Below are 23,078 nucleotides of genomic sequence, written 5' to 3'. Positions count from 1 at the left end.
CATACGCTAACCAAAATGTCAAGCACTTTTTCGAAAATTTTTCCCGCGCGTCTGCGGTGCATCGACAAAACAAAAAAACCGGCCAAACGGCCGGTTTTTTTTCCAATATGGGGATCGGGATGCGCTTTATACAAACCGCAGCAGGGTCTCCACGTCCTTGCGCTTGGGGCAGACCGGCTGCTCGGCCGGATGCCCGATGGCGATCAGGGCGGAAACCGCCTGCTCCTCAGGCAGGTCCAACACAGCGCGCACCTTGCCCTCGTCAAAGATGCCCATGATGACCGTACCCAGTCCGAGCGCATGCGCGGCAAGGCAGAAGGTCTGCGCGGCAACGCCCGCGTCGAACGACTGCCAGTGCGTGCCCTGCGAAGTGGAGAACGAGCCGTCCCGCTCGAAGCCCGAGCGGCCGGTGATCGCGGTCACAACGACCAGCGCGGGCGCGTGCGATGCGGTTTTCTGGTTGAACGCGAAATCCATCATGCACTCATCCGCCAGACGCTGCTTTTTCTCCGGGTCGGTGACCACCGTATAGCGGGCGATCTGCGTGTTCTTCCAGCTCGGCGCATAGGCCGCCGCGGCGACGACCTGCTCAAGCAGCTCCCGCTCGACCGGTTGTTCGGTGAATTTGCGGACGCTGCGGCGTGTTTTGATACATTCCAATGCTTCCATATATGAGACTCCTTTGCCATCGGATTACTTTCATTTTAGCAAAAGCGTCTCCCACATGCAACCAAATATTACAAAAACATCACCAAAATATACTCATCACTGGTCGCTGTCTTCCAGCACCTTGATCAGGTACCGGCGCGTGCGCGGACCGTCGAACTCGCAGAAATAGACGCCCTGCCAGGTGCCGAGCAGCGGCTTACCGCCCTCGATGAGCACGGTCTGGCTCGCGCCGACGTAGCTGCACTTGAGGTGCGCGGTCGAGTTGCCCTCCGCGTGGCGGAACTGCGGCCGGTCGGGGAAGGCCGCGGCAAGGCCCAGCAGCAGGTCGTGCTGCACGTCCGGGTCAGCGTTTTCGTTGATCGTGATGCCCGCGGTCGTGTGCAGGCAGCAGATGACCGCGATGCCGCTCTGCACGCCGCTTTCGCGGATGGCCTCGCACAGGCTCGCGGTGATGTTATACATGCCCTCGCGGTCGGTGCGCAGGGTGTATTCCTTGGTTTTCATGCTCATTCACTCCTGTTCTCGTGCAGATAGGTCGCCTCAAGGTCGGACAGGTGCAGCTTGACCGCGAGCGGATACTTTTCAAACGCATGCGCGAGCGCGAAGCTGCCGCCGCGCACGGATTCGTCAAACCCGCCCATGTGCCAGCGCACCGCGATGGCCTCCTCGGTCTTGAGCCGCATGAAGCGCTCGATCAGGTAGACGGATTTTTCGCCGTGGCCATAGGGGAACTGATCGTCGACCGCGTAGACCGGCACCTTTTCCCACTCGCCGCGGTCGTTCTTGCGGTTGCGCAGCTCGGTCTTGTAAAAGCCCGCCTTGCACAGATCGTGCAGCAGGGACACGATGGTAAAGCTCTCGAGGTCGTCGGTCTCCGGGTTATAGTGCTTGGAGATCAGCACGTTATAGACGTTGAGCGAATGGTCGAGCAGGCCGCCCTCATACGCCGCGTGAAAGCGCGTGGACGCGGGCGCGGTGAAAAAGTCGGTCGTCTCCATCCACGCGAGCAGCTTTTCCGCGCCCGGGCGGTGCACATTTTTATGGAAAGTTTCCAGAAAGAGTTCTTTATTGGTCATCGTGTTCCTCCATTCGGGCTTGGGCATGCGCCAGAAGCGCCTGCCGCGTGTTGTCCAGCGTGCCGTCCACCACCGCGTCGAGCAGCGCGTGCAGCATTGCGCCGACCGCGGGGCCGGCAAGGCCGAGCGCCTGCATGTCGTTGCCGTCCACCGCCAGCTGCCGCAGCGACAGGCACGCGTCCTGCGCGAGCACGGCATTCAGCCGCCGCTCGGTTTCGCACAATTCCGCCACGTTGTCCGGATGTGTCCCCTGCCCGACCGCGTCGCCCTTTTTAATCGCCAGCAGGTCGCGGAAGCGCGCTTCCCCGATCTGCGTGAGACGGCGGCGCACCAGCTTGTCGCTGTCGCCCAGCGGGCGGTCGTGCTGCTCGGTCAGCAGCAGGATGCGCTCCGCCTGTTCCTTGGAAAAGTGCAGGCGGCGCGTGATCTGTTCGGCAATTTCGCGGCTGACCTTCGGGTGGCCGTAGAAATGGCCGACGCCGGCGTCGTCCACGGTCTTGCAGGCGGGCTTGCCGCTGTCGTGCAGCAGCATCGCCCAGCGCAAGGCGGGTTCGGCGGGCACCTGCCCGACCGCACGGGCGGTGTGCTCCCAGACGTCGTATAAGTGGTGCGGGTTTTGCTGCGCGCAGCCCACCATCGGGGCAAGCTCGGGCAGCGCCGCGGTGACGATATCCGCATACCCGAGCAGCGCGCGGATCACAAACCGCCCGCACAGCAAGCCGGTCAGCTCCTCGTGCACGCGCTCGGCCGCGACGCAGGACAGGCGCGCCAGCTGCCGCCGCATGGCCGCGGCGGTCTCCGCCTCGACCGCAAAGCCCAGCTGCGCGGCAAACCGCACCCCGCGCAGGATGCGCAGCGCGTCCTCGGTGAAGCGCGCGTCCGGGTCTCCCACCGCGCGCAGCACGCCGTTTTGCAGGTCGTCCTGCCCGCCGAACGGGTCGCACAGGCCGCGCGCCGGGTGCCACGCCATCGCGCCGACCGTGAAGTCCCGCCGGGCAAGGTCGGCCGTCACATCGGTGACAAACCGCACCCCGTCCGGGTGCCGGCCGTCGGTGTAGCCGCCGTCCATGCGGAACGACGTGATCTCAAGCGGGCCGCCGTCGGTCAGCAGCGTCAGCGTGCCGTGTTTGAGGCCGGTTTCGAGCACCCGCTCGCCCGCAAACACCGCCTGCATCTGGTCGGGCCTTGCGGCGGTGCACAAATCCCAGTCGTGCGGCACGCGGCCGAGCAGGCTGTCGCGCACGCAGCCGCCGACCGCCCACGTCTCATATCCCGCCGCCTCGAGCTGCGCGATCGCGCGCGCGGCATGCGCGGGGAGCGAGATCACGACTTGCCCCGCTTCTGATGCAGCTTGAACGATGTGCCGTCCGGGTTGAGCACCACCGTGTTGTCCAGCTGCGCCTTGAGGCTCTTGCGGAAACCCGCGACATATTCCTCGCGCAGTGCCTTCTGCTCGGCCTTTTCCTCGTCGGTCAGCCCTTCGGTTTTTGCTTTTTTCGCCAGCGCGTTGATGCGCGCAATCTTTTCATCGGTCATAACCGGATTCCTCCATCGGATTTTGATCTGTCCTTATTATAGCAAACCGCACGCGCAAAGTCGAGCGAAGGATTGCGCATGCTTGACCGGCTTTTCTCCGCGTGATAAAATACCCTTGTGTCAACAATCCCCCGCAAAGGAGTTTTATCATATGAAAATTGAAACCAAATGTCTGCACGAGGGCTACAAGCCCGCAAACGGCGGCCCGGGCGTGATGCCGATCGTCCAGTCCACCACCTACCGCTTCGATTCGACCGCGCACATCGCCGGCCTGTTCGATATGCCGACCGAGTTCATGTATTCGCGCTTTGCCAACCCGACCTGCGACGCGGTCGAAAAGAAGATCGCGGCTCTTGAGGGCGGCGTCGGCGCGATGCTGACCTCTTCCGGCCAAGCAGCCAACCTGCTGGCCATCCTCAACCTGTGCTCGGCGGGCGACAGCTTCATCGCCGCGACCACCATCTACGGCGGCACGATCAACCTGTTCGGCGTGACGCTCAAAAAGCTCGGCATCGAGTGCATCTGGGCGGACGCGGAAGCGGACGAGGAAGAGATCCAGAAGCTGTTTAAGGAAAACACCAAGGCCGTGTTCGGCGAGACGCTCGCAAACCCGGCGCTGACCGTATTCGACATCGAGAAGTGGGCGAACATCGCGCACAAGAACGGTGTGCCGCTGATCGTGGACAACACCTTCGCCACCCCGATCCTGTGCCGCCCGTTCGAGTGGGGCGCGGACATCGTCACCCATTCGACCACCAAGTACATGGACGGCCACGCGGTACAGGGCGGCGGCGTCATTGTGGACAGTGGCAAGTTCGACTGGTCGGCTTCCGGCAAGTTCCCGGACTTCACCGAGCCGGACGAGAGCTACCACGGCGTCACCTACACCCGCGACTTCGGCAACATGGCGTACATCATCAAGGCGCGCATGCAGCTGATGCGTGACTTCGGCTGCTACCCGGCGGCGCACTCCGCGTTCCTGCTGAACCTCGGCCTGGAAACCCTGCCGGTGCGCATGAAGCAGTACTGCGAGAACGCGCTGACGGTCGCAAAGCACCTGGAGAAGTCGGACAAGATCGCGTCCGTCCGTTATCCTGCCCTGCCCGGCAACGAGCATTACGAGCGCGCGCAGAAGTACCTGCCGCTCGGCAGCTCGGGCGTCATGAGCATCGACATCAAGGGCGGCCGCACCCCGGCGATGAAGTTCATGGACAGCGTAAAGCTCGCCTGCAACGAAGTGCACGTCGCAGACATCCGCACCTGCGTGCTGCATCCGGCCTCGGAGACCCACCGTCAGCTGACCGACGAGCAGCTGGTCGCCGCGGGCATCGAGCCGGGTCTGGTTCGTCTGTCGGTCGGCCTCGAGAACGTCGAGGACATCATCGCGGACATCGATCAGGCGCTCGCGCAGATCTAAGATGGAGATTCGCGAGATCCTGCCGTGGGACAAACCGCACTTCTGCCGCATGGTGCACGCGTTTTACGCGCTGCCCGCGGTCGCGCACCCGATCGACCCGCAAAACGCCGCGCGCACGTTTGACCTTTTGATGGGCGACACGCCCTACGCCCGCTGCTTTGTCGCGGTGGACGAACGCGACGTGCCGCACGCCTACTGCCTATGCGCGATCACCTGGTCGAACGAAGCGGGCGGGCTGTGCGTCTGGCTGGAAGAGCTGATGGTCGAGGACGCCTTGCGCGGACAGGGCATCGGCCAGCAGCTGATCGCCGCCGTGCGCGCGGCCTATCCGGACGCGGCACGCTTCCGGCTGGAAGTCACCGACGAAAATCCCCGCGCCGCGGCGCTCTACCGCGCGCTGGGCTTTGAAGACCTGCCCTACCGGCAGATGGTGATCGACCAATGATCGTTTGCAGCCACAGCCGGGAGCAAAGCGACATAAAATAACAAAATCCGGGGACATGCGCCTCGGATTTTGCCCTCGACCCAGCGGCCTTGGGCCGCGCCCAGGGGTATCAAAAGCGGTTTCTTCGGGAACCGCTTTTGTAGATAGGGGGTATTGGATACCCCCTATCCGACATGGAGGGAACCGGAATGTCTTCAGAAAACAAAATGGGAACGATGCCCGAAGGCAAGTTAATTATAACGATGTCCTTCCCGATCATGCTGTCCATGCTGGTGCAGGCGCTCTACAACATTGTGGACAGCGCGTTCGTCGCGCGCATCAGCGAGGACGCGCTGACCGCGGTGTCACTGGCCTTCCCGGTGCAGCTTTTGATGATCGCGGTCGCGACCGGCACGGGCGTAGGCGTCAACGCGCTGCTCTCGCGGCGGCTCGGGCAGAAAAGGCAGGCGGAGGCCAACGCGGTCGCCGTCAACGGCGTGTTCCTGTCCGTGTGCTTCTGGCTGGTGTTCGCGGTGCTCGGCCTGCTGTTCGGGCGGGCGTTCATCGCGGCGTTCACCGAAGTGCCCGCCGTCATCGAGATGGGCACGAGCTATATCACGGTCGTGACGGTGGCCTCCTGCGGGGTGTTTTTGCTGTTCGTGGCCGAGCGCCTGATGCAGGCGACCGGCAACACGGTTTACCACATGGTCACCCAGCTGATCGGCGCGGTGCTCAACTGCATCCTCGACCCAATCATGATTTTCGGGCTGCTGGGCTTCCCCGCCCTCGGCACAACGGGCGCCGCGCTCGCGACCGTCCTGTCCCAGATCATCGCCATGAGCATCGGCTTTTTCATCAACGTGCGGTTCAACCACGACGTACAGCTGCAAGTGCGCGGGTTCCGCCCGGACGGCGCTATTTTGGGCGAAATCGTGCGCATCGGCCTGCCCGCGACCGTGCAGCAGTCGCTGCTGAGCATCCTGACCGTCGGCCTCAACCGCATCCTGATGCCGTTTTCGCAGACCGCGGTCAGCTTTTACGGCGTGTACTACAAGCTGCAAAACTTCCTCTTTATGCCGGTGTACGGCCTCAATAACGCGCTGATCCCGATGATCGGCTACAACTTCGGCGCAAAAAACCGCCGCCGCATCGAGCGCATCACCCGCTATGCGCTCTATCTCGCCGTCGGCATCATGGCGGCGGGCACCGTGCTGTTTGAAGCGCTGCCCGTGCCGCTTCTGCGCCTGTTTGACGCGTCGGACGCGATGCTCGCGCTCGGCGTGCCCGCCATCCGCATCATTTCCGCGTCCTTCTGCTTTGCCGGCGCGTCGGTCATCCTGTCGGGCTGTATGCAGGGGCTGGGCCGCGGCAGCGAATCGCTCTGGGTCGCGCTGCTCCGCCAGCTGATCGTCATCCTGCCCGCGGCAGTGCTGCTCGCGCGGCTGAGCCTCAATGCCGTCTGGTTCGCCTTCCCGCTTGCCGAAGCGGCCGGTCTTGTGGCCGCCCTGCTGCTGCACCGGCGCGTGACGCGGCGGCTGCTCGCGCCGCTCGGGTAAAATGTCACAATAATGTAACAATTTTCCCATTGTTTTTGTGCAGCCTGCGCACTATAATAAAAGCAGAGCAAAACGAAAGGGGTGAGGTCCAGTGGACAGCGAAATCCAGCAGCTTGTGGGACACATTCTGGAGCATCCACGCTTCCAGCAGCTGCGCCTGTTTCAGCATCACGGCGCCGACAATTCGGTCTATGACCATTCGGTTGCTGTGGCGGAAGCAGCTTATGCCATCGCCCGTCGGATGCGTCTGTCCGAGGACGAGACCGCTTCTGTCGTCCGTGCAGCGCTGCTGCATGACTTTTTCGGCTATGATTGGCGCGGAGACCTTTTCCGCCGCTATCTGCACCGGTATTCCGGCATCCAGCGCGTCATGCGCATGCATGCCTTTGTGCACGGGCATATCGCGGCCGAACGCGCCAAATGCATGTTCGGTCTTTCCGACACGGAATGCGAAGCCATCGCACGGCATATGTTCCCTCTTGCAGCCATGCCGCGCACGCGCATCGCGTGGATCGTCACGCTGGCCGACAAGGTCGTCGCTTCCAGAGAGATGGCCGCCGCCGTCGGCGGTTATCTGTCCCCCGCACGCCGCAAAGCGTTGCCCGAAATTTAAAAAAAGAAAGCCGCCGTCCGGATGCGTCTGTCCGGGACGGCGGTTTTTGTTTATAAATCCTGAATGTTCATTTTATCGAGCTGCTTTTTGCGTTTTTCGCTGTGGCGGCAGATAAAATAGACTGCGAGCAGCACGACCGTGAAAATATTGCACTGCAAAAACACGAGAAAAGCATCCCCAATCAGCGACGCCGTCACCGGCACGGCCCTGCCATACGCCTGATAATAGCCTGCGATCGCGGAAATGATGGCGAAAACAGAATAGGCGATTTCCAGCGCGGGCAGCACCAGTCCGGGCCACCACGCCTTGCGCCGCGACAACCACACCTGCAGCGCCAGCACCGCCGCCACCAGCAGCAGCAAGATCAAAATACGAAACGGGAAAAACATGTTCTACTCTCCTTTCCTACTTACAGATCTTGAATATTCATTTTCTCGATCTGCCTTTTGCGTTTTTCGCTGCGGCGGCACAGCCAATACACCGCCAGCAGCACGAGCGTCGGCAGCAGGCAAAGCGCCGAGCCGAGCACCGACAGCAGCGCCTGTCCCGCGTTTTCGGCCTGCGACAGGGCGTTGAGCAGCACATTGGGCAGCACGAGCAGCACGCCCGGCAGCGTGCACACCGGCAGCACCAGCCCCGGCCACCACGCTTTGCGCCGCGACAGCCACACCTGCAGCGCGATGATCCCCACCAGAATCGCAAGCCACAGACACAGGTTGATCGCAGTCACCCCGATTGCCATCGTATCGAGTTTTGCCATAAAAACGCACCTCCCTATCCCTTCGCTGCGCCATCCGCGCGGCGTTTTTTGTATTCGTGAATCAAAATCTTCGCGGTGTCAAAATCCAGTTTGTCGTTCACCGCCAGCCGCTTGATGAGCGCGACATAGGGGTCCTCGTCCTCCCGCTCGCCCAGCTCGATTTTCTGGATCAGCCGGTCGAGCCGCAGGCGCACGGTCGGATAGGTCACGCCGTATTCGCCCGCGATCTGCTTGAGCGAGCCGGACGCGAGCACAAACCGCTTGATAAACGCCACGTCCTCTTCCTCGAGCTGCGCCATCCAGCCGGGAAGCACCTCGATCGCCATGCTGTCACCCCTTTCGGTATCTTCAGTATATACTTTAATTTTATTAAAGTCAATCTTTCATTTTGTTTTTTACAAAAGAAAAACCACCTCTTTTTCGAGGTGGTTGTTGGGTTACGCTTGTGCCAGCCGTTTCTGGAACGCGAGCCGCTCGCCGCGGCCGTTTTCCAGGTCGATCAGCCCGCAGTAGGTGTAGCCCAGACGCGCGAGCAGCCGCTGCATCGGCTTGTTGTCGCGGTGGGTGTCGATGCGGATGTTGCCGCACTGCTGCAGGCACCACTCCAGGCAGTACGCCGCCGCGCCGTGCCCCTGTTCGGCCGCCGCGATGCGGTGCACCACGCCGTAGGGCGCGTCGTCCAGCCACGCGCCTTCGCGGATGACCCGGTAGGTCGGCTCGCCCGCCGTGGAAAAGCAAAAGGTCGCGACGATGCGGCCGCCGTCCAGGCAGACAAAGCTGTGCCCCGCCGCAATGTCCGCTTCCAGCATCTCGCGCGTCGGGAACCGGTCGCCCCACTGGTGCGGGTTGCCGTTCTGCGCCATAAAGCGGCGCGCGCCCACGAAAATATCGAGCAGCACCGGCAGGTCCGACCGCTGTGTGCGTTGTATTTCCATGGTTATATCTCCTTCAGCCACTCCGCGCACAGCGCCTGCCACCGGGCCACATGCCGGTCCGGGCGGCGGCCGCCTGCGGGGTCATAGGTTTCAAAATCCGCCAGCGCCAAGCCATGCACGCCCCGCGGGAACAGATGCACTTCATGCGGCACGCCCGCTTTCCGCAGCGCGGCCTCGAGCAGCAGCGTATTTTCGACCGGCACGGTCGCGTCGGTCAGCGTATGCCACAAAAACACCGGCGGCGTATTCGCGTCCACCAGCGTTTCCAGCGAAAACGCCTGCTGGCGGTGTTCGTCCTCGCCCGCCAGCTGCACAAAGCTGCCGCGGTGCGCGTACGCCCCCGCGGACACGACCGGATACCACAGCGCCGCGGCATACGGCCGGTGCTGTTCCAGATCGGTGCCCGGTGCAAACCAGTCCGGCTTGTTCCACACGGCCGCGAGCGTGCCCGCCAGATGCCCGCCGGCGGAAAACCCGCCGACCGCGATGCGGTTTGCATCCACGCCGAAGCGCGCGGCATTCTGCCGCACCCATGCGACCGCCGCGGCCAGCGTGCGCACCGGCCGCGTGCCGAGCGGCGCGTCCATACAGTCGTATTCGAGCACAAACGACTCGATCCCGTCGCGCGCGAACGCCCGCGCCACGGGCGCACCCTCGCGGATCGAACAGAATTCATATCCGCCGCCCGGGCAGATCACCAGCGCGGGCTTGCGCTCCCCCGCCGCCGCGCCGAAATGCCGCAGCACACCGTACAGCAGCTGTACCTGTTCCATCATGGATGGCTTCCTCCTTTGCCGCAATCAGACATTATACCGGTTGCGGATATCAATGCGCGCCAGAATCCGGTCGGTTTCCGGTTTTTCGCCCACCAGCAGATAGTCGAGCAGCAGCTTGACCGGACGCACCCCTTGCAGGCGTGCATCCTGGTCGATCAGAAAATCGATCAGCCCCGCGCGGATGTTGGCCGCGTTGATTTCGGACAGGTCATGGCAAATTAGGTGCACCTTCCCTTGCAGACCCAGCTCGCGCAGCGCGTCGCACGCGCCGATCTGCCCGTTGACCGAAACGTACACCCCGCGCAGGTCGGGATGCTCAGCCACCGCACGGCAGATGATATCGTGCGCCAGCTTCTGGTCATCCCCGCAGGTCTCGGGCGGCAGCAGCTGCAAGCCGGGGAAATGCGCCGCCGCTTCGTCACAGAAGCCCTCGACCCTCTGCCGGTGGGACAGGTTGTTTTCCTGACCCGCGACCACGAGCACCTCGCCGTCCCCGGCGAGCAGCAGGTCCATCAGCCCCGCGCAGGCGCGGCCGCAGGCATAATTATCCGATCCAATATAGCAAATACGGCCGCATTCCGGCAGGTCGGTGTTGAAGGTGACGATCGGCATGTCTTCCGACAGCGCACGCAGCCGCGCGCGCACCGCTTCGTCCTCCGCCGGGGTGATGGCAAGGCCGTTCATGCCTTCCGCAACCAGTTCGTCGATCGCCTCCAGCTGACGCGCCGCGTCCACGCCCTCGATCGGGCGCAGCAGCACGTCCGCCCCTTCGCTCTTGAGCCGCGCACAGGCGCGGCTGGTCTCCTCGTACACCATATGCATAAACATGGTTTCCACCGACTGCACGATCACGCCGATCTTGATCGGGTGCTTGGCCAGCGCCAGCATCCGGCCGGCGCGGTTGGGCCGGTAGCCCATTTCCACCGCAATGCGCCGCACCCGCGCGGCCACCTTGGGGTCCACGCGTCCGCGGTTGTTCAGGGCACGGTCCACCGTGCCGCGCGAGACCCCGGCCAGCGCCGCGATCTCTGCCAATGTGACTGCCATTGATTCACTCCTGTTCTATCGTCCCGCCCGGAGGCGAGACTGCCGTAGCCATTGCGGCGTTATGCACGGTTCATGCTGCCGCCCAGCGCCGCCGCGATCTCGTCGCACGCGCGCAGCAGCGGGCCGCGCAGGGCCGCGATGCGCTCATCCGACATGCGGCTGATCGGCGCGGAAACCGAAACCGCATAGGACGCGCGGCCGCGGTAATCCGGGATCGCCGCCGCAATGCAGCGCACGCCAAGCTCATTTTCCTCATCATCCAGCGCGTAGCCCAGACGGCGCACGCGCTCCAGCTCGCGGAAAAACGCATCCTCGGACACGATGGTATGCGCCGTCCACGGTTTGACGTTGCTCTCCTGCCACAGCTCATGCACTTCGCTGTCCGGCCAGGTGGCAAGGATGGCCTTGCCCACACCCGTGCAGTACAGCGGCCGGCGCATGCCGATGCGCGAGAACATACGGATCGCGCCGCGGCTGCTTTCCACCTTATGGATATAGACGATATCGCGCTCTTCCTGCATGACCAGATGGACGGTCTCATTGGTCTCCTGCCCGAGCTGCTCCATCGGCAGGCGCGCGCGCTCCACCACATCCAGATTATCCATAATATAACTGCTCAGTTCGCACAGGCGCATGCCCGCCCGATAGATGCTGGTCGCCGCGTCGCGCTGCACATAGCCGCGCGTGCACATGCTGGACAGCAGGCGGTGCACCGTGCTCTTGTGCAGGCCGGTTTCCGCCGACAACAAACCGATCGTCATCCCGTTTCTGCTCTTGCACAACAGCTCCAGCAGGTCAAAGGCACGGTCGAGCGACTGTACCGAAGAGGATTCTGCCATAACGAGGCCCCTTTCGTTCCACATTATAAAACCTTGTTCCATTTTAATGGATTTTCACCAAAAATACAAGAGAAACTTTGCACAGATTGTTTGCGAAAAACTCTTGCAATCTGACGGTAAAGTTTTATAATAAAATCATCAAGCGGATTTGTGAAACGCCATTCCGCAATATGAAACATGGAGGAAGAATGCAATGAATGAGATCGAGAAAAAGTTTCAGTCCATCGGTGTAGTACCTGTCATCAAGCTCAACAATCCGGAACGTGACGCTATCCCGCTGGCAAAAGCTTTGATTGCCGGTGGTGTCCCGGCTGCCGAGGTCACCTTCCGTGCTGCTGGCGCCGCAACCGCCATCAAGCTGATGCATGACAACTTCCCGGAAATGTGTGTCGGTGCCGGCACGGTTCTGACCACCGCACAGGTTGACGAAGCGATGGCCGCCGGCGCAGAGTTCATCGTCACCCCCGGCATGGATCCCGAAATCGTTGCTTACTGCCAGAAGGTTGGCATCGCAGTATTCCCCGGCTGCAGCTCGCCCACGGATTATCACACCGCCTACAAGTTCGGTCTGGAAGTCGTTAAGTTCTTCCCCGCTGAGCAGTCCGGCGGCATCGCCAAGATCAAGGCCATGAGCGCTCCGTTCCCGATGTTCAAGGTCATGCCGACCGGCGGCATCAACCTCAAGAATCTGGCTGATTACATCAAGAACCCGGTTATCGCTGCCTGCGGCGGCTCCTACATGGTTACCGCTGACCTGATCGACAACGGCAAGTGGGACGAAATCACCGACCTGTGCAAGAAGTCGGTTGAGATCGTGAAAGAGGCGCGCAATGGTTAAGTATTCGCTGGCGCACATCGGCATCAACGCCGCCAACAAGGAAGAGGCGCAGAAGGCCGCCGAGATGTTCCACACCCTGTTCGGCTTTGCGGTCAAGGAAGGCAACAGCTCGTTCTTCTCCGGCGATATCGAACTGATGAAGGAGCCCTACATGGGCAAGAACGGCCACATCGCCATCGGTACGCCGGACGTTGCCGCGGCCAAGGCCGAGCTGGAAGCACGCGGCTTTTCCTTCAACGACGCCACCGCCAAGTTCAAGGCGGACGGCACGCTTAACGCCATCTACCTGACCGACGAGATCTGCGGCTTTGCGATCCATCTGGTCGGCAAGCAGTAATCACCAAATTATTACGGAGGATACAACATGAAAATCGTTACTTTCGGCGAACTGATGGTCCGTCTCCAGCCGTACAACTACGAGCGTTTCGTACAGGCTGACCACCTCGAATTCACCTTCGGCGGCGGCGAAGCTAACGTTGCCGTTTCCCTGGCCAACTACGGCCTGGATGCCGCTTACGTCACAAAGCTGCCGACCCACGCGATCGGCCAGGCGGCGGTCAACTCCCTGCGCCGCTACGGCGTAGACACCAGCATGATCACCCGCGGCGGCGACCGTGTCGGCATCTACTACAACGAGAAGGGCGCTTCTCAGCGCGGCTCGGTCTGCATCTATGACCGTGCGCACTCCGCCATCCAGGAAGCAACCACCGCAGACTTCGACTGGAACAAGATCTTCGAGGGCGTGGACTGGTTCCACTTCACCGGCATCACCCCGGCACTGGGCCCGAACGTGGTTGACATCTGCCGCGAGGCCTGCCAGGCTGCCAAGGCGCACGGCGTCAAAATCTCCTGCGACCTGAACTACCGCGGCAAGCTGTGGACCCGCGAGCAGGCGCGCGAAGCGATGACCGACCTGTGCCAGTATGTTGACGTGTGCATCTCCAACGAGGAGGATGCCAAGGACGTATTCGGCATCGAGGCGGAAGCGACCGACATCTACGCGGGCGAAATCAACCGCGAGGGCTACAAGTCGGTTGCCAAGCAGCTGGCTGACAAGTTCGGCTTCGAGAAGGTTGCCATCACCCTGCGTGAGTCCCACTCCGCGTTCGACAACGGCTGGAGCGCTATGCTGTACGACGTGGCTTCCGGCGAGTACTGCTTCTCCAAGAAGTACGACCTGCACATCATCGACCGTGTCGGCGGCGGCGACTCCTTCGGCGGCGGCCTGATCTACTCCCTGCTGACCGGCAAGTCCACCCAGGAAGCGGTTGAGTTCGCTGTTGCGGCTTCCGCGCTCAAGCACTCCATCGAAGGCGACTACAACATGGTTACGGTTGCCGAGGTCGAGAAGCTCGCCGGCGGCGACGGTTCCGGCCGTATCCAGCGCTGATTTTTTCCCGCAAGCCATTTCCGGTTTTGCCGGAGTTTCTATCATACTGATAACCATCCCTATCCCACAAATGCAAAACGCCCGTGCCGTCTCCAAGCACGGGCGTTTTGCTGTCTGGCGCAGAAATTTTGCAAAAACTTGCGGGATATTGGATTTTTTCCTTGACATACGCCCCTTTGCTGAGTATAATATATTTTGTCGTCAGAACTGCTGACGCATCCTGTGATGGGGGCGTAGCTCAGCTGGGAGCCCGTTACAATCGTGTACCAGCACCCCACACAAAACTGAATAAGAAATACCCAGCGCATCCTCTTATATGGGGGTATAGCTCAGCTGGGAGCCTGCGAAATGAAAAGTATGCCCCCAATGAGCAACCAACAATCGACAACTTCATACCGCGTACCCTATAAACTTCCATTTTTGGAAGAATATGGGGGTATAGCTCAGCTGGGAGAGCGCTTGAATGGCATTCAAGAGGTCAGCGGTTCGATCCCGCTTATCTCCACCAAAGGGTACGCAAAAAGGCTTGTTTTCGTCAGAAAACAAGCCTTTTCCCTTTTCTATGATGAAATCGACATATCTTTGCCATTCAAGACGCAATCCATAGGGACGTTCAAAAACGAACGTCCCTTTTTTTATACCCATACGGAGGTGACAGTGTGGGCGAGAAAGTGAATTTTGACTATTTCTACGGCGGGCAGTCAGATGGGTTTAGCTACTACCGCATCCCCCGTCTACTGATAACCGCCCCGCAATTCAAAAGCCTGTCAACCGATGCCAAACTGCTCTATGGCCTGTTGCTTGACCGAATGGGACTATCTTCCCGAAACGGATGGTATGATGAATTAGGCCGCGTATACATCTACTATTCCTTGGATGAGATACAGCGCGATCTGAACTGCGGCCATGAAAAAGCCGTCAAACTTTTAGCTGAACTGGATGCAGCCAAAGGCATCGGCTTGATAGAACGTATCCGCCAAGGACAAGGCAGACCAGCAAAAATTTATGTCAAGCAATTTACCTCACCAGACCTTCCCAAGCAGCCGGAGGTGTCCCCACCTCCGGCTGCAACAGACCCCAGACTTCCGAATTTCGGAAGTCAAGACTTCGGAATATCAGAAGTCTTGACTTCGGAAAAACAGACTTCAAGACTTCCGGAAATCGGAAGTGCAGACTTCCGAAAATCGGACGGTAATTATAATAATATAATCTATCCTTACGGGAGTTATCTTGATCCATCTATCCATCCATCACAAGGTATTCCGATACGACCGATGGATCGACGCGAGTGCCGTGAGGAAGTGAAAGACAATATCGAGTACAACCAGCTTAGAGAACGGTATGGACTTGATGAGGTAAATGAAATTCTGGATTTAATCACCGATACCCTTTGCAGTACCCGAGCCACAATCCGCATAGGAGGCGAAGAAAGACCCATAGATGCAGTAAAAGATCGGTTTTGGCGCCTGGAGCAATCACACATAGAGTATGTGCTGGAGCGCATGAAGGAAAACACCACAAAAATCCGCAACATCCGAGGGTATCTGCTGACCGCGCTATATAATGCCCCGGCAACCATAGGGCATTACTACCAAGCCGAGGTGCAGCATGACCTATACGGGCAGTAAGACCGCAAGCGCAGGAGGTGAACAACGCAAAATTGCATATTGCCCGCCGTATTGCGTCCCAAGTTGGGACGCATTTCTGATATTTTGGGCCGAAAAGGAGGAATTATATGCCCGATAACAAACACTCTGAATCACCTGCCGCCAATAATCAAACGGCCAAATCACCGACTGGGCCGGACAACACGAAAACAGACGGGGAGCCGGTCGTAAAAATCGAGAGCGAGGTTGAACTATCCAAGCTCAAGATAAACCCACTTTTCAAGCTGGATGAACGCTCCCCCGCTTTTGAGGCGCTGGTGGAAGATGTACGAAAACACGGAATTAAAGAACCGATCAGCGTCCGCCTGTTGGAAGATGGGCAATATGAAGTTCTTGACGGGGCACGGCGAGTTGCCGCAGCAAAAAAAGCTGGCAAGCAGACCATCAAGGCTGTGGCGCTCAACCTTCCAAACAAACTGGCTGATAAAGCCAAAGCCAATGTTAATATGCAATCTTCGCCCTCTCTACCTGACAGCAAACCGGATGCCAAAGCCGTATCTACCACCGAGGTGAAAAAGCCTGACGAGGCGGCCAAGGCACCTGATCCCAAGGCCGCACCGGCTCCCGAGGTCAAAAAGCCAGCCGAGGCGGCCAAGGCACCTGATCCCAAGGCCACGCCTGCTCCCGAGGTCAAAAAACCTGCCAAGGCAGCCAAGGCACCCGACCCCAAGGCCGCGCCTGCCTCCGAGGTCAAGAAACCTGCCGAGGCGGCCAAGGCACCCGATCCCAAGGCCGCGCCTGCCTCCGAGGTCAAGAAACCTGCCGAGGCGGCCAAGGCTCCTGACCCCAAGGCTGCACCTGCCCCCGAGGTCAAGAAACCCGCCGAGGCGGCCAAGGCACCCGATCCCAAGGCCGCGCCTGCTCCCGAGGTCAAGAAACCCGCCGAGGCGGCCAAGGCTCCTGACCCCAAGGCTGCACCTGTCCCCGAGGTCAAGAAACCCGCCGAGGCGGCCAAGGCTCCCGATCCCAAGGCTGCGCCTGCTCCCGAGGTCAAAAAACCCGCCGAGGCAGCCAAGGCACCCGACCCCAAGGCCGCGCCTGCTCCCGAGGTCAAGAAACCCGCCGAGGTGGCCAAGGCTCCTGATACCAAAGCATCACCCGCAAAAGAACCGCCGAAAGGCGTAAAAATTACGCAGGTGTTTTCAGACCGCCTGGATAAGCCGGATGATAAGGCGCTGAAAGCCATCCCTATTCCCAAAGAGGGGGAAGGCTACTCTATGCGTCTGCACCCGGACTATTTCTTTGACTTTCTGGATCATCCCTTTACAATCAACCGGGAAGTGGATGACTACAAAGAACTGTTTGATTCTATCAAGGCAAACGGTATCAACGAGCCGGTTAAGGCCCGTCCCCGCGAGGGCGGTGGACTGGAATTGCTGTCCGGTCATCGACGGCATGACATCGCCAAACAGCTTAATTACCCTGTTCCCGTTGTCATCGTTCAGATGGACGATGACAGCGCCCGCATTGAAGTGGTGGATGGAAACCTGCACCGTCAGGATATTCCCACGTCGGAACTGGCCCGCGCTGCCAAAATGAAGATGGAGGCGCTTGCCCGCAAGGCCGGACGCCGTTCCAAGATGGATATGCTTGCCGGGCCGAGCAAGCGTACCGATCAGATCGTGGCCGAGGATATGGGAATGAGCCGCAACCAGGTCAATCGCCTTGTCCGCATCGACTCCCTTGTGCCCGAACTGAAACAACAGGTAGATGACAAAAAACTACCGTTTAATACAGCCGTAGAACTATCCTACCTCAAACCGGATGAACAATCCAAAGTGGTCAGTTTTATAAAATCCAAGGGAACTGTACCCACTATGGCGCAGGCCACTGAATTAAAAGAGGCCAGCCGCGCTGCTCAGGAGGCGGAAAAAGCCGCGAAAGCAGAACAGGCCAAGGCACCCAACAAAACGCCTTCACCGCCCACACCTGCCAGCAAGCCCGCTGCCGTCAAGCCGCCCCCCGCTCCGGTGGACGAAAAGAAAATCGCTGCTATCATTACCCCTGACAAGCCCAAGGCAGAGCCGGAACAGAAGTATATTTTTACCAGCGGTGAGCTGAAGGAATATTTCCCGAATACCCGCCTGCCGACCATCAGCGAGGTCAAGCGTAAGGTGTTCAATGCGCTGGATTTGCAGAGGAAGATGGAAGAACGCGATAAAGCCAAACAGGCCATCAAAGACGGAATAAAAGGAAGATAAACCGAAACAGCGCCGAGAGGCGCTTTTTTTGTGCCTAAAATCAGAAAAGGAGTGATAAAAGCTGAACGTGTTAGTTGTTGAGCCGGGAATAGCCCCCTATGAAAAGGAAATCAATGGCCTGAAAGAAATGCAGGACGTAGTAGGTGGGCTAATTCAGGCAATCTACCCCTACCAAGAACCAGTTGCCATTGTTTGCAACGAAGAAGGTCTGCTGCTGCAACTTCCGTTTAATCGAAGTGTAGAGGGCGGTTACGGCGGCGTGTTTGGTACATTCTTTGTCTGTGGTTTGGGCGAGGAGAATTTTTGTTCCCTTACGCCGGAACAAGTTAAGACTTTCAAGCAAAAATTCCAACACGCCGAGATCCTCCTTGCCGTCAAAGGCAACGATTTGGAAACACTGAAAGTCCCTGCCCGTCCCAAGGCGCCGCCTCAGCCCAAAGGCCGTGATAAGCCTATGGAGCGTGGCTAAATGCGAAACCCCCTTGTAGATTATCCCACAGCGGCAGAACGGTTGAAAGAAGTCACTGATACGCTGGAACAGGGTATCAAAGACCTGTTTGAAAGCGGGCGCTATGCGGAATATTTGAAAATCATGTCTAAATTCCACAGGTACAGTTACAACAATGCGCTGTTGATTGCGCTGCAATATCCCGGAGCATCCCGGATAGCTGGATTTCAGGCATGGAAAAAGGATTTCGGCAGAACAGTCAAGCGCGGGGAAAAGGGCATCCGCATCCTTGCCCCCTGCCCCTATCAAACGATGGTGGAACGTGAAAAAATAGACCCGACCACCAGACGCCCAGTGTTGGACGAAAATGGCCGTCCAGTCAAGGAAAATGTGATGGTAAAGCGCCAATCGTTCAAAGTTGCCACAGTATTTGATGTGAGCCAGACCGAGGGAAAGGAACTTCCATCCTTGTGTGTCAACGAACTGACTGGCAGCGTGGAGCATTACAATACCCTGATTCCTGCTGTGGAGGCCGTATCACCCGTGCCGGTCTACTTTAACTTCCCGTTTCCGTCGGCGGCCAAAGGCTGCTTTAGCCACATAGAACAATGTGTATACGTCCGTCCGGGCATGAGCGAAGTGCAGACCTTAAAGACCCTGATCCATGAAGTGTCCCATGCCAAATGCCACGCCTTGCCGGTGGAAAATGGGATCGTCACGGGATTGCCGGAAAAAGACCGGCATACCCGTGAGGTGGAGGCGGAGAGTATCGCCTATGTCGTGTGTCACCATTTCGGTGTGGACACATCTGACTACTCTTTCGGCTATATTGCCGGATGGAGCAAAAACCGGGAACTGGAGGAATTGAAAAGCTCCCTTGAGTTTATCCGTGAAACCGCTGCTGAACTGATCGACGGCATAGAACGCCAATGCCCCGAACTATATCCGGTTCTGCCCCGGCAGGAGCAGGCCAAAAAGCATACGTCCCAACAACGCTAAGGAGGACAAGACCATGAATGTTATTAACGCCAGTATCACCAAAATGGAAGAAATCGAGATTTTCGGCATCCCCGCCCTCTATACTCCCTACAAGGTCAGCCGTCAGACTGTCCATCTGGGAATGAACTGCTATGAGGTGCAGGCCGCCCCGGAGGACTGGAGCCAGCCCCGCCGGCTGATGACCGAGGTGGACAGCGGCTTTTACGGCACCATTCTGACCCCAATTCCTGTGGAGGGGGTCGGAGCCGAAGGCCGGATCATTGAGGCCGGTGACTTTCTGGATGAATTGCAGATCGGCTATTACACCCCCGCCGAGTTTGAGGACAAGTACCTGTCCCCGGATTATGACCCGCTGCGGCTGGAGCAGATTTATGGAAAAGCGGATTGACCTGCTGGACTATCTCTCCCGTGCAGTACAAGACAGTCCATATCCTTATGACAGCGCCCGCACGTTCTGCTATGATGTGCGGACTATCACTAACGCCCTTCAGGAAAACGATATGGAAAACAGGGTGTTTTACTGGATGATTTGCACCACAGGAACATGGTGTGTCAAGGAGAGGGATGTGTTTCTGCGGGAAAGTGAGGGACACGCCATTTGGACACACTATGAATCTGTTGCCGATGGAATCCGGGCCTTCCGTATTGTTGTCACCGGCCTGCGGGACGGCATAGTGGTAGGTGATGTGTACCCTCTGAACTACAAGGAGCAAGTGCAGCGCATCAAAAAGGCGGCGCTCCCTATCGCTACTGTCGAAATCACCTATCCCAGCGGCTACACCGCCCACATGACCTTTGCAGAACTGGAAAAGTGCCGGGGCAATCTGTATGACCGCTATGGCAGGCCGCAGCGCATCCGCTATGCACCGGAAAGCGAGGCAGAATTGACCCGAGCCATTATGCTGGAACACCGCTTTGAAAAAGGCTGGAAACGAAAGCCCTATGTCAAGCCACCCGCAGAAACCAGCCGGTAAAGGGGAGCCGCGCCCAGCGTCGCCGTAGGCGGCGCTGGACGAGCAAGTATGGCATTTGTGCCACAAACGCCACTTGTTAGGGGGAGAACCCCCTAAGACCCCGCGCCCCTAATGCGTCCCAAGTTGGGACGCATTTTCCATATCAAGCGAAAGGATGATGCCATGAGAACAAGACCCCGCTGCATCGGCCTGTGGCTCAGTGACGCCGAGCATGAACATCTCATGCGCCAGTGTGCCGCAACCGGCCTCAATGCAAATGCCCATATCCGAAAACTTATCATGGGCGAAAACCTGCGCCCCCGGCCGCCTGACACTTATGCTGCCCTGTTGCGGGAGCTATCCGCCATCGGCAACAACGTCAACCAGCTGGCCCATCAGGCCAATGCCAGAGGCGAGGCCACCCGTGAGGAAATCCGGGCGGCATCCGATCTGGTGCAAAAAGCATGGCGTTTGGTGCGGGAGGCGGTATAGTTGGCCTATGACAAAATCATCCCGGTCAAGTCAAGGCTGGATCACTGTGTCGGCTATGTGCTGAATCACGAAAAAACCGACCTGTCCGCTGTGTTGGACTATATCGGCAGCGCAGATAAAAACATGATGGGAGAAACCATGCTGGAAACCGCTCTCAACTGCCGTCTGGAAACCGCTTATCAGGAAATGATGGACACCAAGCGCCGATGGGGCAAAACCGGGGGCGTACTGGGCTACCACCTGATCCACTCCTATGCGCCCGGCGAAGTAACGCCCATGCAGGCCCATGCGTTGGGTGTGGAATTTGCCAGAGAACTGTTGGGAGAACGATACGAGGCGGTCATTTCCACCCATTTAGACCGTGACCATCTGCATTGTCACATCCTGTTCAATTCCGTTTCCCTGTTGGACGGGAAGAAATACCGGGATAATTTTGCCGCCTACTATGGCGATATCCGAGGGACATCCAATACCGTCAGCACTAAGCACGGCCTGTCCGTTATCCAACCGGAAGGCAAAGGGGAACACTACGCAGAATGGCAGGCCCAGACAAAGGGCAAGGCCACCGTGCGGGGGCTAATCCGTCAAGATATTGATGCCGCCATCGTCCGCGCTTTTACCCATCAATCCTTTTGGGCGCGGTTGGAGCAGCTGGGCTATACCGTAAAGCGAGGCCCGCAGGTCAAATATGCTGCCGTCCGTCCTCCGGGCGGCACGCGCTTTATCCGGCTGTCCAGTCTGGGGGACGGTTACACCGAGGAAGATATCAAGCATCGGCTTGCCGAAAGGCGGAACGGAATGACAGCACCAGAGCCGCCGCGTCCCCAATTACCGCCCCGCCGGTATACTATCCGGCGCGGAACAATTCATCGGCAGTCCAGAAAGAAACTTACAGGTTTTCGTGCATTGTACGTTCATTATCTGTATCTGCTGGGCATCCGAAAACCGCCCCACAAACGTCAATCTATTCCCTTTGCAGTCCGCAAGGAAGTAACACGACTGAACCGCTATGCGTCGCAGTTCCGCTTTTTGCAGGCCAACCGTATTGACACCCAAGGGCAGCTTGCCATGCTGGCCGACGCGCTGCAAGCGGAAATCGACGCCCGCACCGAACTGCGGCGGGGGCTATATCGAGAAAAACGCAGCGGTGCCGACGTGGGGACGGAGATAGATACCATCAATCAGGAATTGCGCGTTCTACGCGGAAAACTGAAAACCTGTACTCAAATCGAGCAGACAATCCCCCATATCCAAGAACAGGAACAGCTTTACCGGGATACGCAAAGAAAGGAGCAAGACCATCAACATCAAAAGACTGATAAAGCAAAACCTCATAAATTTTCTCTATATGATCGGTGAACTCTGTCCGGAGCTGGATCAGGACAGTTTGGCTCTGGATGTGCGGCAGTTGGCACGCCAAGAAAGTGTAGACTATCTGTTTCTGGTACGTCGGGAAAAAAGCTATCTGTTCCCAATCTATCAGGTTTATCAGCCGGAAAGCTACGCCTATCTCTGTTGGACGGCCTATACCATGACCCCATCGCCGGTCTATGCCTTTTATCTCCATGCCACACATAACCACATGGGGCCGACAGGCACAGCTGTCCTGTTAAACTATGCAGAATCCGCGGCGGATGTGGAGAGCGCCGGCAAGCTGCCTCTGCGGAAACGCGCCGAACATCTCTACCACCAGATGCAAACATGGAGAGAGTACGGGCAGGACAGCACTCTGCTGGACTTTATTCGAGCCATGAAAGGAGGTGAATCTGCATGGACGCAAGCGGTGAAGTTGCCGACCTGATGATAAAAGAAGGACTGCAAGCCAGTGAAACGGCGGTAAAGCTGACAGCCAGCGGAATCAAGAATGTGGCAGCCCTGCTGGCTGCGCTGGCACAATCTGACCGTAAAATCACCGGCAGGGCCAGCGCCAAGAAATTGACGAAAGACCCTACCCCAGCGGTTGTCCTTCCGCTAAAAGCGGAGGATGTGCCGCAATTTGAGCGCCTTGCCAAAAAGGACTATGGCATATTGTATGTTATCGCCCGACCCAACGGCAAGACCGGCGGCACCGTGGACATTATCTCCAATGAACGATACGCCGCCAAACTCAACGCATTGTATCAAGCGTTGGGCTATCCGCAGCCGGAAAAATCTGTCCAAGAGGAACCGGCAAAAAAAGCGAAAACCCGCGCTCCACAAGAGAAATCCTTGCCCGAGCGCGGGAATGGCTCCAAACAGCCGACGAAGGCTACGATGGATGACTTCACACCAAAGCCGGAACAGCTGGAACGTCGCCCGTCTGTCCGTGGCCGTTTGGCCGCGCTGGAGGCTGCATCAAAAGGTCTGGAGAAGGCCGCACCCATTAAACAAAAAGAACGTACACGCTGAAAAGGAGGAATATTTATCGCAAATCTTGCTGAAATCATTAACCAAAAGGTGCAG

29 protein-coding genes and 1 tRNA gene are annotated in these 23,078 nt (G+C 58.7%); 18 read left to right on the top strand and 12 right to left on the bottom strand.

Annotated features, from left to right (window positions below):
- Positions 1-126 precede the first annotated feature (126 nt).
- The 5 genes from EJL02_RS12275 to EJL02_RS12255 all read right to left on the bottom strand — a co-directional run bounded on the left by EJL02_RS12275 (position 127) and on the right by EJL02_RS12255 (position 3,281).
- The gene (locus EJL02_RS12275) at positions 127-669 is read right to left on the bottom strand and encodes a nitroreductase family protein (RefSeq protein WP_125116655.1); all 543 of its coding nucleotides are present in this window, start codon (positions 667-669) and stop codon (positions 127-129) included.
- A gap of 96 nt (positions 670-765) precedes the next feature.
- Positions 766-1,173, bottom strand: coding sequence for a secondary thiamine-phosphate synthase enzyme YjbQ (locus EJL02_RS12270; RefSeq protein WP_125116654.1), 408 nt, complete (start codon positions 1,171-1,173; stop codon positions 766-768).
- Positions 1,174-1,175: 2 nt separating this feature from the next.
- Positions 1,176-1,745: a hydrolase gene (locus EJL02_RS12265; protein WP_125116653.1), complete on the bottom strand. Its 570-nt coding sequence runs from the start codon at positions 1,743-1,745 to the stop codon at positions 1,176-1,178.
- On the bottom strand, positions 1,735-3,072 hold the full coding sequence (locus tag EJL02_RS12260) for a CCA tRNA nucleotidyltransferase (RefSeq protein WP_243114484.1): 1,338 nt from the start codon (positions 3,070-3,072) through the stop codon (positions 1,735-1,737). Before EJL02_RS12260 ends, EJL02_RS12265 begins: the two co-directional genes overlap by 11 nt.
- Complete coding sequence (locus tag EJL02_RS12255) at positions 3,069-3,281, bottom strand: DUF896 domain-containing protein (RefSeq protein WP_125116652.1); 213 nt, start codon at positions 3,279-3,281, stop codon at positions 3,069-3,071. The genes EJL02_RS12260 and EJL02_RS12255 overlap by 4 nt, the downstream gene beginning before the upstream one ends.
- A gap of 151 nt (positions 3,282-3,432) precedes the next feature.
- On the opposite strand from EJL02_RS12255, the gene EJL02_RS12250 reads away from it, so the two are divergent.
- The 4 genes from EJL02_RS12250 to EJL02_RS12235 all read left to right on the top strand — a co-directional run bounded on the left by EJL02_RS12250 (position 3,433) and on the right by EJL02_RS12235 (position 7,291).
- Positions 3,433-4,698, top strand: coding sequence for an O-acetylhomoserine aminocarboxypropyltransferase/cysteine synthase family protein (locus EJL02_RS12250; protein WP_125116651.1), 1,266 nt, complete (start codon positions 3,433-3,435; stop codon positions 4,696-4,698).
- A 1-nt stretch (position 4,699) separates the two neighbouring features.
- Positions 4,700-5,143: a GNAT family N-acetyltransferase gene (locus EJL02_RS12245; protein ID WP_125116650.1), complete on the top strand. Its 444-nt coding sequence runs from the start codon at positions 4,700-4,702 to the stop codon at positions 5,141-5,143.
- Positions 5,144-5,331: 188 nt separating this feature from the next.
- Positions 5,332-6,678: an MATE family efflux transporter gene (locus EJL02_RS12240; RefSeq protein ID WP_243114483.1), complete on the top strand. Its 1,347-nt coding sequence runs from the start codon at positions 5,332-5,334 to the stop codon at positions 6,676-6,678.
- 91 nt (positions 6,679-6,769) lie between these two features.
- Positions 6,770-7,291 (top strand): HD domain-containing protein, encoded by a 522-nt coding sequence (locus EJL02_RS12235; RefSeq protein WP_125116648.1) that lies wholly within the window; start codon positions 6,770-6,772, stop codon positions 7,289-7,291.
- A gap of 50 nt (positions 7,292-7,341) precedes the next feature.
- On the opposite strand, the gene EJL02_RS12230 is transcribed toward EJL02_RS12235, so the two are convergent.
- The 7 genes from EJL02_RS12230 to EJL02_RS12200 all read right to left on the bottom strand — a co-directional run bounded on the left by EJL02_RS12230 (position 7,342) and on the right by EJL02_RS12200 (position 11,648).
- Complete coding sequence (locus tag EJL02_RS12230; protein WP_125116647.1) at positions 7,342-7,680, bottom strand: hypothetical protein; 339 nt, start codon at positions 7,678-7,680, stop codon at positions 7,342-7,344.
- 20 nt (positions 7,681-7,700) lie between these two features.
- Positions 7,701-8,051 (bottom strand): hypothetical protein, encoded by a 351-nt coding sequence (locus EJL02_RS12225; RefSeq protein ID WP_125116646.1) that lies wholly within the window; start codon positions 8,049-8,051, stop codon positions 7,701-7,703.
- A gap of 14 nt (positions 8,052-8,065) precedes the next feature.
- Positions 8,066-8,377: a DUF2089 family protein gene (locus EJL02_RS12220; RefSeq protein WP_125116645.1), complete on the bottom strand. Its 312-nt coding sequence runs from the start codon at positions 8,375-8,377 to the stop codon at positions 8,066-8,068.
- 111 nt (positions 8,378-8,488) lie between these two features.
- The gene (locus EJL02_RS12215; protein WP_125116644.1) at positions 8,489-8,986 is read right to left on the bottom strand and encodes a GNAT family N-acetyltransferase; all 498 of its coding nucleotides are present in this window, start codon (positions 8,984-8,986) and stop codon (positions 8,489-8,491) included.
- 2 nt (positions 8,987-8,988) lie between these two features.
- Positions 8,989-9,762, bottom strand: coding sequence for an alpha/beta hydrolase (locus EJL02_RS12210; protein WP_125116643.1), 774 nt, complete (start codon positions 9,760-9,762; stop codon positions 8,989-8,991).
- Positions 9,763-9,786: 24 nt separating this feature from the next.
- A complete protein-coding gene (locus tag EJL02_RS12205; RefSeq protein ID WP_125116642.1) occupies positions 9,787-10,809 on the bottom strand; it encodes a LacI family DNA-binding transcriptional regulator in 1,023 nt (340 codons plus the stop codon).
- Positions 10,810-10,868: 59 nt separating this feature from the next.
- Positions 10,869-11,648, bottom strand: a complete 780-nt coding sequence (locus EJL02_RS12200) for an IclR family transcriptional regulator (RefSeq protein WP_125116641.1) — start codon at positions 11,646-11,648, stop codon at positions 10,869-10,871.
- Between the two features lie 193 nt (positions 11,649-11,841).
- Here EJL02_RS12200 and eda point away from each other — a divergent pair, with 193 nt between their 5' ends.
- The 14 genes from eda (at position 11,842) to EJL02_RS12135 (ending at position 23,024) form a co-directional block, all read left to right on the top strand.
- Positions 11,842-12,486, top strand: coding sequence for a bifunctional 4-hydroxy-2-oxoglutarate aldolase/2-dehydro-3-deoxy-phosphogluconate aldolase (gene eda, locus EJL02_RS12195; RefSeq protein ID WP_206426974.1), 645 nt, complete (start codon positions 11,842-11,844; stop codon positions 12,484-12,486).
- Positions 12,479-12,823, top strand: coding sequence for a VOC family protein (locus EJL02_RS14345; protein WP_206426973.1), 345 nt, complete (start codon positions 12,479-12,481; stop codon positions 12,821-12,823). The genes eda and EJL02_RS14345 overlap by 8 nt, the downstream gene beginning before the upstream one ends.
- A 27-nt stretch (positions 12,824-12,850) precedes the next feature.
- Positions 12,851-13,876, top strand: coding sequence for a sugar kinase (locus EJL02_RS12190; RefSeq protein WP_125116640.1), 1,026 nt, complete (start codon positions 12,851-12,853; stop codon positions 13,874-13,876).
- A 432-nt stretch (positions 13,877-14,308) separates the two neighbouring features.
- A tRNA-Ala gene (locus tag EJL02_RS12185) sits at positions 14,309-14,384 on the top strand.
- A 151-nt stretch (positions 14,385-14,535) separates the two neighbouring features.
- The gene (locus tag EJL02_RS12180; RefSeq protein ID WP_243114482.1) at positions 14,536-15,504 is read left to right on the top strand and encodes a DUF6017 domain-containing protein; all 969 of its coding nucleotides are present in this window, start codon (positions 14,536-14,538) and stop codon (positions 15,502-15,504) included.
- 107 nt (positions 15,505-15,611) lie between these two features.
- A complete protein-coding gene (locus EJL02_RS12175) occupies positions 15,612-17,744 on the top strand; it encodes a ParB/RepB/Spo0J family partition protein (RefSeq protein WP_125116639.1) in 2,133 nt (710 codons plus the stop codon).
- Between the two features lie 67 nt (positions 17,745-17,811).
- Positions 17,812-18,213, top strand: coding sequence for a DUF3846 domain-containing protein (locus tag EJL02_RS12170; protein ID WP_243114480.1), 402 nt, complete (start codon positions 17,812-17,814; stop codon positions 18,211-18,213).
- Positions 18,214-19,191 (top strand): ArdC-like ssDNA-binding domain-containing protein, encoded by a 978-nt coding sequence (locus tag EJL02_RS12165; RefSeq protein ID WP_125116637.1) that lies wholly within the window; start codon positions 18,214-18,216, stop codon positions 19,189-19,191. It abuts the gene before it with no gap.
- Positions 19,192-19,204: 13 nt separating this feature from the next.
- Positions 19,205-19,579 carry an LPD28 domain-containing protein gene (locus EJL02_RS12160; protein WP_125116636.1) on the top strand — a complete coding sequence of 125 codons (375 nt, stop codon included), beginning with the start codon at positions 19,205-19,207 and terminating at the stop codon, positions 19,577-19,579.
- Positions 19,563-20,165, top strand: coding sequence for a hypothetical protein (locus EJL02_RS12155; protein ID WP_125116635.1), 603 nt, complete (start codon positions 19,563-19,565; stop codon positions 20,163-20,165). The genes EJL02_RS12160 and EJL02_RS12155 overlap by 17 nt, the downstream gene beginning before the upstream one ends.
- Before the next feature lie 162 nt (positions 20,166-20,327).
- A complete protein-coding gene (locus EJL02_RS12150) occupies positions 20,328-20,636 on the top strand; it encodes a plasmid mobilization protein (RefSeq protein ID WP_164510417.1) in 309 nt (102 codons plus the stop codon).
- Complete coding sequence (locus tag EJL02_RS12145; protein ID WP_125116634.1) at positions 20,637-21,995, top strand: relaxase/mobilization nuclease domain-containing protein; 1,359 nt, start codon at positions 20,637-20,639, stop codon at positions 21,993-21,995.
- Entirely contained in the window at positions 21,985-22,437 is a 453-nt protein-coding gene (locus tag EJL02_RS12140) for a hypothetical protein (protein ID WP_125116633.1), read from the top strand. Before EJL02_RS12145 ends, EJL02_RS12140 begins: the two co-directional genes overlap by 11 nt.
- Positions 22,407-23,024: a DUF3801 domain-containing protein gene (locus EJL02_RS12135; RefSeq protein ID WP_125116632.1), complete on the top strand. Its 618-nt coding sequence runs from the start codon at positions 22,407-22,409 to the stop codon at positions 23,022-23,024. Before EJL02_RS12140 ends, EJL02_RS12135 begins: the two co-directional genes overlap by 31 nt.
- The last annotated feature ends 54 nt before the right edge of the window (positions 23,025-23,078 follow it).

The organism is Agathobaculum sp. Marseille-P7918 (assembly GCF_900625105.1).
Taxonomy (GTDB): Bacteria; Bacillota; Clostridia; order Oscillospirales; family Butyricicoccaceae; genus Agathobaculum.
This window is presented reverse-complemented; position numbering and strand designations above follow the sequence as displayed.

Bases quoted from the DNA above. Each gene is read 5' to 3' on its own strand.
- EJL02_RS12275 (WP_125116655.1), bottom strand. From the start codon at position 669: ATGGAAGCATTGGAATGTATCAAAACACGCCGCAGCGTCCGCAAATTC.
- EJL02_RS12270 (WP_125116654.1), bottom strand. From the start codon at position 1,173: ATGAAAACCAAGGAATACACCCTGCGCACCGACCGCGAGGGCATGTAT.
- EJL02_RS12265 (WP_125116653.1), bottom strand. From the start codon at position 1,745: ATGACCAATAAAGAACTCTTTCTGGAAACTTTCCATAAAAATGTGCAC.
- EJL02_RS12255 (WP_125116652.1), bottom strand. From the start codon at position 3,281: ATGACCGATGAAAAGATTGCGCGCATCAACGCGCTGGCGAAAAAAGCA.
- EJL02_RS12250 (WP_125116651.1), top strand. From the start codon at position 3,433: ATGAAAATTGAAACCAAATGTCTGCACGAGGGCTACAAGCCCGCAAAC.
- EJL02_RS12245 (WP_125116650.1), top strand. From the start codon at position 4,700: ATGGAGATTCGCGAGATCCTGCCGTGGGACAAACCGCACTTCTGCCGC.
- EJL02_RS12240 (WP_243114483.1), top strand. From the start codon at position 5,332: ATGTCTTCAGAAAACAAAATGGGAACGATGCCCGAAGGCAAGTTAATT.
- EJL02_RS12230 (WP_125116647.1), bottom strand. From the start codon at position 7,680: ATGTTTTTCCCGTTTCGTATTTTGATCTTGCTGCTGCTGGTGGCGGCG.
- EJL02_RS12225 (WP_125116646.1), bottom strand. From the start codon at position 8,051: ATGGCAAAACTCGATACGATGGCAATCGGGGTGACTGCGATCAACCTG.
- EJL02_RS12220 (WP_125116645.1), bottom strand. From the start codon at position 8,377: ATGGCGATCGAGGTGCTTCCCGGCTGGATGGCGCAGCTCGAGGAAGAG.
- EJL02_RS12215 (WP_125116644.1), bottom strand. From the start codon at position 8,986: ATGGAAATACAACGCACACAGCGGTCGGACCTGCCGGTGCTGCTCGAT.
- EJL02_RS12210 (WP_125116643.1), bottom strand. From the start codon at position 9,762: ATGATGGAACAGGTACAGCTGCTGTACGGTGTGCTGCGGCATTTCGGC.
- EJL02_RS12205 (WP_125116642.1), bottom strand. From the start codon at position 10,809: ATGGCAGTCACATTGGCAGAGATCGCGGCGCTGGCCGGGGTCTCGCGC.
- EJL02_RS12200 (WP_125116641.1), bottom strand. From the start codon at position 11,648: ATGGCAGAATCCTCTTCGGTACAGTCGCTCGACCGTGCCTTTGACCTG.
- eda (WP_206426974.1), top strand. From the start codon at position 11,842: ATGAATGAGATCGAGAAAAAGTTTCAGTCCATCGGTGTAGTACCTGTC.
- EJL02_RS14345 (WP_206426973.1), top strand. From the start codon at position 12,479: ATGGTTAAGTATTCGCTGGCGCACATCGGCATCAACGCCGCCAACAAG.
- EJL02_RS12190 (WP_125116640.1), top strand. From the start codon at position 12,851: ATGAAAATCGTTACTTTCGGCGAACTGATGGTCCGTCTCCAGCCGTAC.
- EJL02_RS12175 (WP_125116639.1), top strand. From the start codon at position 15,612: ATGCCCGATAACAAACACTCTGAATCACCTGCCGCCAATAATCAAACG.
- EJL02_RS12165 (WP_125116637.1), top strand. From the start codon at position 18,214: ATGCGAAACCCCCTTGTAGATTATCCCACAGCGGCAGAACGGTTGAAA.
- EJL02_RS12160 (WP_125116636.1), top strand. From the start codon at position 19,205: ATGAATGTTATTAACGCCAGTATCACCAAAATGGAAGAAATCGAGATT.
- EJL02_RS12155 (WP_125116635.1), top strand. From the start codon at position 19,563: ATGGAAAAGCGGATTGACCTGCTGGACTATCTCTCCCGTGCAGTACAA.
- EJL02_RS12150 (WP_164510417.1), top strand. From the start codon at position 20,328: ATGAGAACAAGACCCCGCTGCATCGGCCTGTGGCTCAGTGACGCCGAG.
- EJL02_RS12140 (WP_125116633.1), top strand. From the start codon at position 21,985: ATGATCGGTGAACTCTGTCCGGAGCTGGATCAGGACAGTTTGGCTCTG.
- EJL02_RS12135 (WP_125116632.1), top strand. From the start codon at position 22,407: ATGGACGCAAGCGGTGAAGTTGCCGACCTGATGATAAAAGAAGGACTG.